Annotated in this window: 9 protein-coding genes; 1 reads left to right on the forward strand and 8 read right to left on the reverse strand. The window is 47.0% G+C overall.

Annotated features, from left to right (window positions below; genetic code table 11):
- Window positions 1-31: 31 nt before the first annotated feature.
- The 5 genes from VER99_RS10875 to VER99_RS10895 form a co-directional block, all read right to left on the reverse strand.
- Window positions 32-949 carry a sensor domain-containing diguanylate cyclase gene (locus tag VER99_RS10875; RefSeq protein ID WP_020334305.1) on the reverse strand — a complete coding sequence of 306 codons (918 nt, stop codon included), beginning with the start codon at window positions 947-949 and terminating at the stop codon, window positions 32-34.
- Window positions 950-1,249: 300 nt separating this feature from the next.
- Complete coding sequence (gene csdE / locus VER99_RS10880) at window positions 1,250-1,678, reverse strand: cysteine desulfurase sulfur acceptor subunit CsdE (protein WP_020334306.1); 429 nt, start codon at window positions 1,676-1,678, stop codon at window positions 1,250-1,252.
- 21 nt (window positions 1,679-1,699) lie between these two features.
- Window positions 1,700-2,509, reverse strand: coding sequence for a tRNA cyclic N6-threonylcarbamoyladenosine(37) synthase TcdA (gene tcdA, locus VER99_RS10885; RefSeq protein WP_014232810.1), 810 nt, complete (start codon window positions 2,507-2,509; stop codon window positions 1,700-1,702).
- 102 nt (window positions 2,510-2,611) lie between these two features.
- Window positions 2,612-3,715 carry a murein transglycosylase A gene (mltA, locus tag VER99_RS10890; protein ID WP_020334308.1) on the reverse strand — a complete coding sequence of 368 codons (1,104 nt, stop codon included), beginning with the start codon at window positions 3,713-3,715 and terminating at the stop codon, window positions 2,612-2,614.
- A gap of 237 nt (window positions 3,716-3,952) precedes the next feature.
- Complete coding sequence (locus VER99_RS10895; protein ID WP_020334309.1) at window positions 3,953-4,309, reverse strand: DUF2850 domain-containing protein; 357 nt, start codon at window positions 4,307-4,309, stop codon at window positions 3,953-3,955.
- Window positions 4,310-4,573: 264 nt separating this feature from the next.
- Between VER99_RS10895 and argA the strand changes: the two genes are divergently transcribed.
- Window positions 4,574-5,911 (forward strand): amino-acid N-acetyltransferase, encoded by a 1,338-nt coding sequence (gene argA, locus VER99_RS10900; protein ID WP_014232813.1) that lies wholly within the window; start codon window positions 4,574-4,576, stop codon window positions 5,909-5,911.
- A 39-nt stretch (window positions 5,912-5,950) separates the two neighbouring features.
- Here argA and recD read toward each other — a convergent pair whose 3' ends face one another.
- From recD to recC, 3 genes are all read right to left on the reverse strand, one after another.
- A complete protein-coding gene (gene recD / locus VER99_RS10905) occupies window positions 5,951-8,110 on the reverse strand; it encodes an exodeoxyribonuclease V subunit alpha (RefSeq protein ID WP_020334310.1) in 2,160 nt (719 codons plus the stop codon).
- A complete protein-coding gene (gene recB / locus VER99_RS10910) occupies window positions 8,110-11,784 on the reverse strand; it encodes an exodeoxyribonuclease V subunit beta (RefSeq protein ID WP_050571930.1) in 3,675 nt (1,224 codons plus the stop codon). The genes recD and recB overlap by 1 nt, the downstream gene beginning before the upstream one ends.
- Before the next feature lie 315 nt (window positions 11,785-12,099).
- Complete coding sequence (gene recC, locus VER99_RS10915; RefSeq protein ID WP_020334312.1) at window positions 12,100-15,591, reverse strand: exodeoxyribonuclease V subunit gamma; 3,492 nt, start codon at window positions 15,589-15,591, stop codon at window positions 12,100-12,102.
- Window positions 15,592-15,818: the final 227 nt, after the last annotated feature.

Here is a 15,818-nt window from a genome sequence, read left to right on the forward strand (position 1 = left end):
AACCACGAAATCGTAGTAACCGATTTGGTTGCTACGATTCGCTCTCTGTCGTTATCACACAGTTTCGACCATTACGTTTTGCCGCATAGAGTGCTTTGTCTGCCCTTGCATACAATCGCTTTGTCGATTCATAACCGATGATATTCACCACGCCAACACTGACTGTCACAGGGATTTGAACGTCTTCAAACTCAAACTGATTTTTTTCAATATTTGAACGAATTTCCTCGCCGATCTCTGTTGCCGAAGACAATGAAACATCAGGCAGGATAATCGCAAACTCTTCCCCTCCCACTCTCGAGAAGGTTTCATCTTTTGTTAAAAGACTAGAAACTAACTCAGCCAACGTTTCTAAGACGTAGTCACCGGCATCGTGACCTCGCTCATCATTAATAGATTTGAAGAAATCGAGATCAAAAAACAGTAAGGCGGCTTGATAACTTTGAGCTTCGCACTTAGTGATTTCTTCGGACACTTTTTCGAAGAAAACACGGCGATTATAGATGTTTGTTAAAGCGTCGATTTGGCTTTGGTGACGCAGAATAGTTTCAACTTGATGACGGTTAGAAATATTGCGGGTCAGGATAAGAACGACTCTGCGACCTTGGTACGTTATACCAAGAGGACATACTTTCCCCTCATAATAGAGTAATCCGTTTGGCCCTGTGGTGGGATCAATGCCCTGAACGTTGTCGGCGGACATCTTGTATTCTATGGTGATAATACTGTCTTCCGTCAGACAGCGATTAATCTGCTTAATAAACCAGTCTGCTTGTTCTTTTTCAAGCACACTATGCAGCGTTTCACCAATCAAACTACTGCCATCGTGATAGGCGTTTCTATCTATACCACCAAAAACATCAATATAGAGACCATCTTCACTCAGTATAAAAGTGGGGTCTGGCATTCCGGATAACACGTCTTGCGCATGTTCCAAGGAGAATCGCATAAAAGAGAGGTTCCTAGTATTTGTACTAACTAACCCAATTGCCTATAAACCTTCTACAACGGGAAAATAAAAACCTCTTTAAGAATATATCTATCATCTAATGCAGACAAATTGTAACTACAAATATTGGTGTAAAACCGGACTGTGCGCCGAGAAATGAGAACAATAACGAACAATAACTAAAGCCAAAACCGCCGACGTAGTGGAATGGTTTTAAGTCCTTCTTCCATCCCCTTCGCCCAAATAAAAAAGCGCCGAGTAACGTTCGCTACCCAGCGCCTTTCAGAACCAACGAAACTGTTATTTAGCGGTTTGTTTGATCTGTTCAACAATCGCTTTCAGGCCGTTCCCACGAGATGGACTTAAGTGTGCAATCAAACCGAGCTGCTCAAAATACGCATCAATGTCGAACGCTTGGATCTGCTCAGCGGTTTTTCCGTCAAACGCGGCCATTACCAGGGCGATCAAGCCACGGACAATACGCGCATCAGAATCCGCACAGAAATGCCAAACACCACCCTGCTCCTGACTAACCAACCAAACTAAGCTTTCACAGCCTGACACCGTGACTTGTTCTGATTTCAGCGCTTCGGGCATTTGAGGTAATTTCTTTCCCCACTGGATAACTTGGCGGTAGCGATCTTCCCAGCCTTTAAACTGCTGCATCGTCGCGACAATATCGTCACTTGTTATCTCAGAACCAAATGGTGAAACTGGGAAATCAGTCATGATGTGTACTTCTCTTTGTTATTACTTCTTATACTTTTGAATCAGCTTTTCTACTATGCGTGAAACCGCAACAAAGCCAAACGTTGCTGTCACAACGGTTGCCGCGCCAAATCCGCTTGCGCAGTCCATTCGCTTAGGTCCTTCTGCCGTAGACTTCACACCACATACCGAACCGTCCGCTTGTGGGTATTTTAGCTGCTCGGTAGAGAACACGCAGTCAATGCCAAATTTACGCGCAGGATTCTTCGGAAAGTTATGATGACGACGTAAAGTGTCTTTAATTTTTTTGGCCAGTGGATCCTGAATCGTCTTGGTCAGATCCGCCACCATAATTTGTGTTGGGTCGACCTGACCACCAGCGCCACCCGTCGTGATCACTTTAATCTTGTTACTACGGCAGTAAGCCAATAGAGACGCTTTTGCTTTCACACTGTCGATCGCGTCCAACACGTAATCGAACTCTTTGCTCAAGTATTCATGCTGGTTGTCTGGAGTGATGAAATCATCAATCAGATTCACCTTACATTCTGGGTTAATCAACTTAACGCGCTCGGCCATCACTTCAATTTTGCTTTGGCCAACCGTTCCAGACATAGCATGGATTTGACGGTTAATGTTCGTTACACACACATCATCCATATCAATCAGCGTCAGCTCGCCAATTCCAGTTCTCGCCAGCGCTTCGACCGCCCAGGAACCAACGCCACCGATACCAATCACACACACATGCGCAGCACGAAGAATTTCGACTTCGCTGTTACCATAAAGACGACGAGTGCCGCCAAAACGTTGATTGTAGTTGTCAGATGCCGGAGTATCGAGTTCGCGCATATTGAAATCCAGATGTTCGATAGAAAAACAAAGAGTGCGATTTATACGCACTCTTTGAGAAAATGTCTAGACAAGAGGACGTTCCTCTCTCTTATCAATCCACTATTGTATCTTTTCTGGTGATAAAGCCCAAGGCGCTTGAGTTGGCGTGTTCTCTAAGCCAAGTTTCCAAACACGACCAAAGTGTTTGTAATGACCCGCTTCGATTCCCGCTCTTGCACCGATACCATGATACAGATCCAAGTGGTTACGTTTCACTGCACCACCTGTGTCGAGTACCAGCAGAATGCGTAATTGATGTGCGCCGCTCCACGTTCCATCCGCATTAAGTAATGGTACTTCTGCCAGAACTGGCGTTCCCATTGGCAAGATTGAACGGTCACCCGCTACTGCGGCCATTGGTAACAGTGGAATGCCCGCGGCTCCGGTCACTGGCGCTTCTGACTTAGGGGCAAAGAACACGTAAGATGGGTTCTGTTCAAGTAGCTCACGCACGGTCGCTTCATCATTAGCCATCACCCAATCTTTAATCGCTTTCATCGACATTTCTTCACGCGGCACTTCACCGCGCTCAATCAAAATTCGCCCGATACTGACGTAGGCTTTGTTGTTCTTTCCTGCATAGGCAAAGTACTCCAACGTGTCATCGTCTTCGAAATGCACATAGCCACTGCCCTGCACTTCCATCATGAAAGGATCAATTCGATTTGGGGCATAGCCAAGCACCAGACCTTGTCCGTCTAATGCACCATCGTAAATCTCGGCACGCGTCGGGCAGTCAGATGAACAATTCGGCTTACCATAGACTGGGTATCTAAAGATGTTATTTGGCTGATGACGCAACTCCATCACCGGAGAGAAATATCCCGTAAACAACACGTTGCCTTTTTTATCGCCCCCACCTAGTTGCGCCGCTTGAATACCGTAAGCGCTAAGCACACTGGTGTCGCCACTTTGCTGAGCCCACTCACTCAGTCTGTGATACAGCGGTTGGTACATCTTCGCCATAGAGGGGGATTTAATCAAAACCTGCTCAACTTGCTTGTTGAACTCGGTAAAGTCGCGAGGCTTGTTCGACTCAACCACGTCCACTTTATTGAGAATTTGAGGAAACTCACCATCGATGTATTGATGGGCAAGATCGTTTTTCTGAGCACAACCAAACAGAAGGCCTAGAGTAACAATAGGAAGAAGTTGTTTTAGCACGTGATTATTCCGTAATAAAAGATAGCAAAAGGATGGCAAACAAAGACAGGCAACGCAATTGAAAAGCCGCGTCAAAGTGTTTCAAAACTAGGTCAACTGTTAAATATGCTGTAATTCCATCCAATTAGTTTCGAATTAACAACATGATAGCAGGGGGACGAATACGCAATTGTCCAGAAAGTGTTTGAATATACGTTATTTGAACCGTCCAAAATGGAACGGGAATGAATATCACGTTCAGCGCAGGGTGCTGTCGAAACTTCTCTCCAATCGAAAAATTGGCAGATAATGCACGTTAGCATCCAACTTCATTTCCGTGTGTTGCTGGCCAATAAACCTAAACCGGCGAACACTCGAACCAAACTTATAAGACAAAGCATCTCCATCGAAGTCAAAATCGGTCGCAACTGTAGAACCATTAACGGTGACACCTCTTTCGCTTAACTCAAAAACCTCACGAGCGTATGGTGCGACCTCTTGCTCTACCCATTTGCCATAAATAATTGATTTTTCAACAGGCGGGTTGATATAACGAGAAATCCAGTCACTGTACAACATACCAGCGATAATTGTACCAACTACTGCGATAAGCATCAGAAAGCGCTCTACGCCTTTTCGAAGTTGGGATTTTTTGGATGAGTCAGATTGGGGCTGAGTAGTAATCGTAGCATTCCTCTCTGGGGCTGAAGATGTGATGACCACTGATAGCGGAAAGATTGAGGCATTTTATCCTTCATCCTATTATTCCCCAAAGGACCACTCTTCATATATTTGTCCTTTATTCCAAAAAATTCACCTTGCCATTAGATGAATAAAAAGACATTATTTAAGCATAAATAAACACAAGGAATGGCTGTAGTGAAAATTCGTAGTACCGCACTCGTTAAAGGGTTCCGCCAATCAACCCCCTATGTAAATGCACACCGTGGCAAAACCATGGTGATCATGCTCGGTGGAGAAGCGGTCGCCCACAACAACTTTGGAAACATTATCAATGACATTGCATTAATGCATAGCCTTGGCATTAAAGTGGTGGTGGTTTATGGCGCTCGTCCGCAAATCAACCAATTATTGGTAAAACAAAACCTTACTACGCCATACCATAAAGACATCCGAATTACTGATGAAGAAGCTTTGTCAGTAGTTATGCAAGCCGCAGGTCAACTACAGCTGGCGATTACTGCACGCCTATCCATGAGCCTGAACAATACACCTATGGCTGGGACAGAGCTAAGCGTTGTATCCGGGAACTATATTATTGCTCAACCTCTGGGTGTGGATGATGGTGTCGACTACTGTCACAGCGGACGGATTCGCCGCATCGATACTGACGCGATTAATCGCACTCTGGACCAAGGTTCGATTGTTCTGCTTGGTCCAATTGCCAGCTCCGTCACGGGTGAGTGTTTCAACTTACTTTCTGAAGAGGTCGCCACCCAGCTTGCGATTAAATTAGGTGCGGACAAACTGATCGGTTTCTGTTCAGAACAAGGTGTCATTGATGACAACGGCAATGCGGTCGCTGAACTTCTTCCTATCGAGGCAGAGCATGTTATTAAAACCTTAACGGAAAAAAGCTCACCAGATTCAGACTACTACACCGGTACACTACGTTTCTTGAAAGGCTCGATTGCCGCTTGTCGTGCGGGCGTACCACGCAGCCATTTGATCAGTTATAAAGTCGACGGAGCCTTAATTCAGGAACTGTTCTCTTTCGATGGTATTGGTACGCAAGTGGTCATGGCCAGTGCTGAGCAAGTCCGTCAAGCCAACATCGACGACATCGGCGGTATTTTAGACTTAATCCGTCCTCTGGAAGAACAAGGTATATTGGTAAGACGCTCACGCGAGCAATTGGAACAAGAAATTGGAAAATTCACCATCATCGAAAAAGATGGGCTAATCATTGGTTGCGCCGCGTTGTACCCATACGCCGAAGAACGCAAAGCGGAGATGGCTTGCGTAGCGATTCATCCGGATTACCGCGATGGTAACCGTGGATTGTTATTACTGAATTACATGAAGCACCGCTCAAAGTCAGAAAACATTAATCAGATCTTTGTGCTCACGACCCACAGCCTGCACTGGTTCAGAGAGCAAGGCTTTTACGAAGTGGGCGTGGATTATTTACCTGGAGCAAAGCAAGGTTTATACAACTTCCAGCGCAAATCAAAAATCTTAGCTTTAGATTTATAAAGATTAAAAAGACCGAGTGCATACTCGGTCTTTTAGTTTCTAGTTGGCTAGTCGCTGCACCAATCCACTGGCTCGGTTAGTTTTCACCTTTATTCCCCGTTTAAGCACATTCAGTTCCGCGTAAAGCGCCAAACGTTTCTTCGCTCGGGTGATGCCTGTGTAAATCAGCTCGCGGGTTAATATCGGGCTAAAATCTGGCGGCAGAATCATTAAGGTGTAATCAAACTCACTGCCCTGCGATTTATGTATCGTCATGGCGTAGGCAGTTTCGTGCTCTGGCACTCGGCTTGGCAGTACCGACTTAACACTACCATCAGGGAGTTCGAAAAAGACTTTCAAACGCTGCTCTTCTTCGCTGTCATCCCGCATACAAATACCAATATCACCGTTATACAAACCTAAACCGTGATCATTGCGCGTAACCATCACAGGTCTGCCGTGATACCAAATCTCATCCTGCACCTTAATCAGCTTACGCGCTGCAAGTGCTTTCTCTATGCGCTGGTTTAACCCAGCCACACCAAAGTCACCTTCGCGGATCGCACAAAGCAATCTGCACTGGTTAAATGTGTCTAACACCGCTTTTGCTTTTCGGGTTAACGTTTCAGGTTCTCCCGTATTTGGATCCTGCTCTTGCTGCCCAATACGCTTCAGATAACGACCGTACTCTTGTACCAACGTCTGCATCATCTGATTGTAGTTTTGGCTACTCAGAGCAAAATGTTCGATATCTAAAAAGTCTCGCGCCCAGACATTGTCCACACTGGCCGCAGAACCTAAGTTCACCGCTTTCGCTAATTGACCAATCCCCGAGCGAGCATCAAATCGGTAACTCTTTTGCAGCATACACAAACTATCAGCAATGCTGGATGCACTATTACTACTGTGGGCCAAGGAGTCAAAACCGGTCAGCTTTGCGATAGCCGAAGCCTGCTCTTTGCCATAACCCAAAGCATGGAACGAGCAAATATCACCCAACACTGCCCCCGCTTCTACCGAAGCGAGCTGATCTTTATCACCAAGCAGGATCAGTCGCGCATGCTTAGGCAATGCATCGACCACTTTGTACATCATGGGTAAATCGACCATCGACGCTTCATCAATCACTAAGATATCCAGATGCAGCGGGTTCTGCTTGTTATGACGGAACTCTGCGCTATTAGGGATCGCGCCCAACAAACGGTGCAAGGTGCTCGATTCAGTCGGGATTTTGGCTTTTAACTCAGGAGAAACGGGTAACTCTTGCACTGCTTTGCCAATTGACTCGGTTAATCGTGCAGCAGCTTTACCCGTCGGAGCCACCAGCTTGATGGTTAGATTCTTCTCTTGTGCGGCCTGCTCTATCAGCGCGGCAAGCAATTTGGTTACCGTGGTCGTTTTACCGGTGCCCGGTCCACCAGAAATCACCGCAAAGCGACGGGTTAGCGCGACTGCTGCCGCGACTTTTTGCCAGTTTACACAAGCAGAAAGTGGCACGAGGTCATCCAGAGGTTGTAAGTCCTGAACTTTATTGGCGTGGCTTAAAAGTGCATCAATCGCTGGCCAATCCAACGCGTCGCTTGCGACAACATCAAGGTGGTCACACACCAATTGCTGACGCAAAACTTGGTTGTTATTGCCAGCTTCAGTGGCTTTGGCAATCGCGTTAAAAAGAAAATGATATTGACGCGCAAACAGATGGTTAAGCAGCTCAGATAATCGCGTAAATTCTTGCGGTTGCAAGCTAACCGCCGCGCCCAGTTGATTGAGCTTTTCCGCCAGTGTCACTTCATAGTGCCAGTAACGATGTAAATACAAACGCTCACCATCGAACATTAGCGGCAACGCTTCTCCCTGTGCGCCAACCAAACTAGAATTTTCCAATAATTGGGGCCAATTATTACCTTGCAGTTGAGTATTGAGCGTTAACGCTGCCTCACCGAACAGCCCCAACTTACTGGCCAAATCAGTCGGCTGACCTTGCGCATCGAAGAGAGGCAAACAAATATGTCCTTTACCAAGCTCACTACTGACGACACCAGCGATAAACGCCAGTGCCTGACCGTCTGATTGTGATTCACTCTGCGCACCATCAGTTTGAGCGTAAAGAAAGCGTGCAAATTGGTAGTCGAGCTGACGAATCGCACCTTTGTGTGCTAACCGTTCAAGTGTTCCCAGCAGGCTCTCTTGGTTCGATGGAAGATTGTTATAGGTCGTCATTACAGTAGCTCCATCTGCCCAGCCTGAGTCGATCGTGTTTCCAGTGTTTGACCATCAATCAAACGATCCATCTCTTGTAAAAATTCTAACGTTGGTTTGGCGGAAAAAATACCGTGATCGCTTTGCCCATCCATGCCGCGTAAGAACAAGTAATACACGCCACCAAAGTGCTGATCATATTGATAATTAGCCAGTCGACTGCGCAAAAAGCGATGCAGTGCTAACGCATAAATCTGATACTGCAAATCGTAACGGTGGTCCGCCATGGCAGATTTTAGTGCTTCACCATGGTAGTGAGTCACATCGTCGCCAAGGTGGTTCGATTTCCAGTCCAGCACGTAGTACTTGCCTTGATGCTCAAACACCAAGTCGATAAAGCCTTTGAGCATGCCTTGAACCGTTTGGAAACCTAAATCTCCCGCTTTGGCAGACAATGGGTCATGTCGTTGAATCACACGGTTCAGCGCCGGAGCGGATAACACTTCAATTGGCAGAAGAAACTCCATCTCCACCAAACGCTGCGATGGTGCTTTTTGATTAAGCAGCAATGACTTTCCGTCTAATGGCGTCGCAAGCACAGTATCAATCAGCTGTTGTAAAATGGGCAACCACTCTTCATCCAACTGCTCACTTTCCATCAAACCGAGAATGATTTGGGTATTCTCTTCTGTCGTGGCTGGCTGAGTAAACTCAATTTCCTCGAATAAGCTGTGAAGGAACGTCCCCGGACGCGCGCCTCTTGGGAAGGTGAAAATAGAACGCTCAGGCTCAACCAAATCCTCTTCGTCTTGCTCGTCAGAAGAGTCAATATCAAAGCCAGTAATCTCAATCGTGGCGTCGTGTTCAGTCTGATGAGAACCCTGCTTGACCAAACCCGAATAACTGGTGATACGCCAGTTTCTGTCGATAGGATTTTGTAGTTCTTTAGCTGTGAGGTCACACACTTCTTCTTGTGGCGCTACATACATCTCTTCGAGCTGCTGTGGCGGCTCACCTAAAGCGACGCAATCAAGCTTATCTTGCTGCTGTTTTAAACCTTGGTACAAATCGTTGATTCCGCCCTCTTGACCATTTTGCACCAAGTAGCCGATTGCGCTGCGGTGAACACCAGTTGGCTCTTTGGTTGAGCGTCCATTACGCAAAGGCGAAGCGCCAATAAAGCAAGCATACACGGCGCGCGTTAACGCTACATATATCAGACGCAGGTCTTCCGCTAAACGCTCTTTGTCCGCTTGCATCATTGATGCATCATTGCCCGTAATATCCAGTACAGTGCGGTCAGTGGCCGCATCGTAATATTTGGCTTCGCTGGCTTCTCGGTAACTGAACACAAACGGCAGAAAGACCAGGTCATATTCCAGACCTTTTGATTTGTGAATAGTGACGATCTGCACCAAATTACGTTCGGATTCCAAACGTTGGATTTGGTCATCACTGCCTCCCAAACCATTTTCCGCATCACTGATAGACTGAGCCAACCAGCGCAGCAGCCCATGATCACTATCTAATTCGTTACTGGCTTGCTGAAGGAGTTCACCGATGTGCATTAAATCGGTAAGTACTCGCTCACCATTTTCTCCTTGTGAGCTTGCGCCTTCTTCTAACAATCGTTCGGCAATATGGCGCTTGCTGATCACCGCGCGCAGCATGGGTAATACCCCACGTTGAACCCAAAGTTTGCGATATTCTTTGAACTCATTAACTGCATTTTCCCACACGATTTCATCGTTATTGAGTGCGTCCAAACTGGCGGCATCCAGCGCAAACAGTTCAGAGGCGAGACTCGCACGCAGCGCTCGGTCATTTTCCGGTGTCAGTACCGCTTGCAGAAGACGCTGCAGATCTTGAGCAACCGAGCTGGTAAACACGCTGTCTCGGTTAGACAGATATACGCTGGCAATGCCTTGATCTGCCAACGCCTGTTTAATCATTCGGCCTTCGCTACCAGTACGAACCAGTACTGCGATATCGCCAGCTTGAACGGCTTTCTTTTTTTCACCGTTCACCAGACACGCTTGCCCCAGCTGAGCCTGAGTCAAAATCGTTTGGATTTGGCTCGCGGTTGCCTCCGCCATTCGAGTTAAATATTCGCCTTTTGGCAGCGGTTTTTCTTCAGCGTTTTGCAACCAATAAGTCAGTGCTGGTTGCTTTTGACCACCCATAGTCCAAATGCGTTTTTCGGCATTTGGACTGTAGTTTACGGGTAAGAAAGGAATGTCCGAATCATAGATAAATGGGCTGTCTGGCAAGGCAAACACTTGGTTCACTGCCTGCACCATATCCGCACTTGAACGCCAGTTGGTTCCTAGCGTGTAGTGGGCACTTACTTGGTTACGAGCTTTAATATAAGTGAAAATGTCTGCGCCACGGAAACCATAAATCGCCTGTTTCGGGTCACCGATCATAAACAAACCACATTCTGGATTGTTCAGATAGATACGACTAAAAATACTGTATTGCAGCGGGTCGGTATCTTGGAATTCATCAATCATCGCGACCGGATACAAAGTGCGAATTCGCTCAGCCAGTAGCTCGCTTTCATCGGTATCGATAGAGGCAGAAAGTTGAGTCAGTAAGTCATCGAAAGAGAGCCACTGCTTCTGATTTTTCGCGCTGGCTAACATCACGCGACAGTGTTCAATCGCATGAGCCAACAGTGGCGCTTTTAAGCTAATAGGATTGGCAAGAAAAGCCTCAATCGCTTCAAAAACGTAGTGCTGCGGCGCACTACCTTTAGGTGTTTTTTCCGACAGGACGTTTTGCGCAAACTTCTCCAGCTTGTCAGGATAATCATAACCTGTGGTTTCTGTTGCTGCCCAAGCATTCACTGCCTCTAACCAGGTCGGCAGAGACTTTTTGGTGTAGCTACGTTTGTTGATGTCTGAATCCGAAATCAGCGCTAAAAAGTCATCCTGGCTACCTCGCCATTGTGCTTTCAGCTCATCGATTTTTTTCAGATTCTCAGTATGAACATCGGCCAAACTGCCTTTCATCGCAGGTACAGAAAGGCTTAACGGTGCGCCTGTTAAGTAATTGCTGATGTCAGACAACAGTGCAGATGGAGAACCCCACAACTGACGAATTTCCCCCGCTAAAGTGAATGGCAACGGGTAGAAGTTACGTCGCCAATAGTCAGCCACCACCTGAGCTTTAAGGTGGCTTTCGTCCGTCACGAACTCGTTATTAAATCGGCTGCCGGATTCAAAAGCATTTTGTGTCAGCATGCGCTGGCAAAAACCGTGAATGGTGTAGACCGCAGCCTCATCCATTTGACGCTCTGCCTGGAGAAGAATTTCCGCCGCTTGCTTGTGATCGTCGAACTCACTAAGCAAAGGCTGAATGACTGGATCGGAACTCTGTCCGCGAGCAAAAGCGATACGCGCATCATGGATTCTCGCCCTGATACGATCGCGCAACTCCGCTGTCGCCGCTTCGGTAAAGGTCACAACCAGAATTTGATCAACGGTAAGCGGGACGCGATGTTTGGTCTCTGCACTGCCGTGACCAAGCAAAAGGCGCAGGTATAAACCCGCAATAGTGAAGGTTTTGCCCGTACCCGCGGATGCCTCAATTAACCTCGCACCATGTAAAGGAAACGTCATCGCTTCTAGTGGTGTTGGCTGCGGTTGCCCAGTGGCTTCTAAATCATGGTTAGGTAGCTCTGCACCTGACATTTGATCCATAACGCTGAATCTCTCCGGATTATCAACTGATAGAAGTGTGATCTATCGTTAAAAATTCTATTTATATGTTTACCAAGTTGGATAATTTAGGGCTTTGTGGGATCTTTCTCACGGTTATCCATCTGTTGCACCGTTAGTATGCGCCTCACGAGATAAGCCAAGCCTTTAAGGCGGCAACACTCAAATGAATTAAGCAAAAGTATCATGGTCCCTCTGACCTTGTGGCCGTACAGCGAACGCCCTACAAAAAATAATGATTTTCTGGCGGCCACCCTACTCTCCCTTTACTCTATCCAACTGTCCTTGCTACGCTTTTATATCGTCCGCATCTTGAACCGCTAAACGCGCACCTTGTAGCACCAACGCCGTCAATAAGCGTACTTCTTTCGCCAAATCATCATTCCAAGCTGGCCAAATACGTGCAATATACGCATTGTTTCCTTCGCCTGAACTCATGTAGCCATCGTTGAATGTATCTGCCATTTTCTTCAAAGATTTTTCTTCGTCGTCAGCCCAGTGTCCACGACTAAATCCGGCTTCAACACATGCTAACGCCGTTTGCGGGAAATAAGGCAAAGGCTTAGTCATGCCTTCAAAGAACAGACGAACCAATTCCGTAAGTAATTGCTTGGCATACTGCGCGTCAGCAATTTCAGGGTAGATTAAATGAACCGCACCTTCTTTGCGGTCATAGCCAATAATATGGGTTTTTTTGGCATGGCCCGAGGCTGACATGGCAAGATGATCAATCCAAGCGGCCAGATAATCCTGTGAACGAACCCTACCGCTACGGTAGCGAATCAACCCGGATTGGTAACACTGAGTAAGCCAACCTGTCAGGCGAACTTTTTTCTCATCGCCTTCATTGCCTTCGAACAACGAGTCAAAGGTCAGGTCGATTTCTAAATCGTCTTGCGGTGCGCCAGATAAAAACGCCAGTTTGTCCACCAGCTCTTCAGCCTGAACTCGGTTAGTTTCAAACTCGATATCACCAAACGCACCGACTGGTAACTTACCTTGTGCACGTTGTTGACTCATAAAGTGCTTAAGCACATCTGTTTTCTTCTCTGGCTGTGTCAACGTGGTTTCGAGCAAGGTTTCTAACAGCTCATCACGCATTTGATAGCTTTCCAGACCACCGAGTACAAATGGCTCATCATCTTCCATGACAGGCAATGGTGGTTCAAATACCACTTTTAAGCGGCGATTAAAGAAGTACTGTACCGGTAAGCGCCAGAAACGTTGCAGCTCGACTAAATCGAGCTCTAGTGGGAACGTGGCTCCCAGCAGATAATCGTCCAGTGCGCGATTAAAGTCATGACGAACATAGCCTTGAGATTGGCTACTCTGGGTTAACGCCGCCGGAACCCACTCTTTGGCGTAGCTGGAATGTATACCCTGAAAGGCACTTGGGCTAAATGGCACCATCGCGTGCGTATTGACCAGCGCTTTCAATAAATTATCGCCAGACTCATCAACCGGTAAACCTTCATCACCGCCTAAACAGTAATTTTGGTGACAGTATTCCATCAACTCAGAAACCAGCACTGACGGTACGCGCTCGGTGTTGTCTTGAATCGAACGACCGACATAACTGATGTACAGCGTTTGCTGAGCAGACAACATCGCTTCTAAGAACAGGTAACGGTCATCATCTCGGCGAGAACGGTCACCCGGCTTAGTTCTGCCCGTCATCAAGTCAAAACCTTCCGGCGGCATGGAACGCGGATACACGCCATCATTCATTCCAAGCAGACATACGGTTCTGAATGGAATGGAACGCATTGGCATCAGGGTACAGAAGTTCACTTGCCCGGCAAGGAAACGCTGGCTGACTCGCGTACCGGACAGTTTATCTTGCAAATATTGGCGTATGATTGCTGGTGACAATACCTCTTCGAATGCGGCATCGGCGAGCTGTTCTTTCAACTGGCTAAGCGTATCGCGAATGGATTTGAGCGCCATTTCGCCTTCCAACTCGACTGAGAAGAAGTCATCCAGCAGTGTAACTAAAGTTTCTCGCCAGCCATCAATCGTCTGAACATGAGAGATTTTGCGGCGATAAGTGCTGACTTGCTGGATAAAGTGCGCTAACTTGCCCGCAAGCTCTGCGCCCATACCTTGCACTTCATTATAGGGAGATAAACTGCCTTGCTCGGTTTCAAACAAACCTGCCGACTCTGGCATCGCATAACCCAGTAACATTCGCTGAATGCCAAACTGCCAGGTGTTTTGACGCGTTTCCGGCAGTTCAAATTCGCGCCCAGTATTGGCATCCAATCCCCAACGAATACCCGAGGCTTCAACCCACTGTTTGGCTTGTAAGAAATCGTCTTCACTGAGCTCAAAACGCTTCAAGATCGCCGGAGTTTCCAGCAGTTCAAGTAATTCCGATGCCAAGCAGCGCGTGTTCGGTAGGTTTACCAACTGCATAAATGCCGCAAGAATCGGGCTCTCCTGATCCGCCGTTCGGTCTGAAATCGAATACGGAATAAAACGCTCACCCGGTGCATTACCAAATACTGCTTGAATCGCGGGACTATAGGCGTTGATGTCCGCAACCATGACGATAATATCGCGTGGCTTTAAGCTCGGATCAGCATCGAACATCGCCAGAAGTTGATCATGAAGCACTTCAACTTCACGCATTGGACTGTGACAAGCGTGTAGACTTAGCGATTTGTCGCCCAGACTAACCACTTGCTTGTGGCCACTATGCTCAATCTGCTGGTCGTCCTGGTGTTCTTCAAGGTTTAAAATATCCCCTTGCAGTTGATGGAGCAGACTGTCTCGCTCGACATCAACAAACGCTTCAATCTCATGGGACTCCAGCTGAGATAGCAGATACATGTTATCGCGGCCAAGTTTCCCCATCGAAGCCAATAGACTGTTTCCGACCACATCAGTGTGCAGTTCGTCGAGCACATTGTCTTCTACAGACCCTTTCAACTGCTCGGTTTCACCTTGCACTTCAGAGTGATCATCCTGCCAAACTACATGCTGACGATGTTTCGCTGCCAAGCGAGCTAGGTACTTACGATCTCGAACCTCACCCCAGTAATAACGACATGGATTGGTGAACATCAAATGCACGTCGATGTGTTCGCCAATCGCTTTTAGCGCATCCATGTAACGTGGTGGTAAAGAGGAGATACCAAAAACAAACAAACGCTTGGGCAGATGGTCGAAGTTGCCGTTAAAGTTCTCTAACGTATCGATAAAGTGTTCATAAAGGTTAGCTCGGTGATAAGGAGACTGCCCCAGAGAAACCGTGTGATCGTACAATGCTTGCCACAAAATTGGCTGCCACGGATGCTCGTCTTCCAGCTCTGGCACACTCTGACCCGCTTCCCAGCTGGCGATCCATTCCGGACGGTATACCAGGTAGCCATCAAATATATCGGCAATTTTTTCTGCCAGCTGATACAGCTTGGAGTTATCACTGTCGTCTTTGAGATATTGCGCCAACGGTGAAAACGTCTCTTGGTTTAGAAGCCCTGGCAACAGGTGCATCAACTTCCACGTCATGGCTTCTTTGTTAAATGCACTACGTTTTGGCACATCAGGCAATACTTGGGTGAACATTTCCCAAATGAAGGTCGCAGGGAGCGGAAAATCGATGTTCGCCGCCACACCAAACTCTTTGGCCAGTTCCATTTTTAACCACTGAGACATACCGGGGCTTTGAACCAGTATTTGTTCTTTTTCGAACGGGTTTTCCAGCGGACTGATGCGAATCAGTTCAACTAGAAGTGATTTGAGAACGTCAACTTGGTTGGAGTGATAAACAGTAAACAAATTGGGAACACCGAGTGCCGATTGAAACTGTTAGCTAGCTTAGCACAGCGCTATTTAAACCCGCAGTGTTCTCTTTACTTGGAATAACAAAAGGCTAGATATCGCGCAGTTTGAGCATAAAACACTACTTTTCAATGACGTAATAAGCTCCGATTAAACCCACACATAACGTGACATTGTTCACATCCATTCCAAAATAAAAAACACTGTTTTATAATCGAACCACC

This window comes from Vibrio natriegens NBRC 15636 = ATCC 14048 = DSM 759 (genome assembly GCF_035621455.1).
Classification (GTDB): Bacteria; Pseudomonadota; Gammaproteobacteria; order Enterobacterales; family Vibrionaceae; genus Vibrio; species Vibrio natriegens.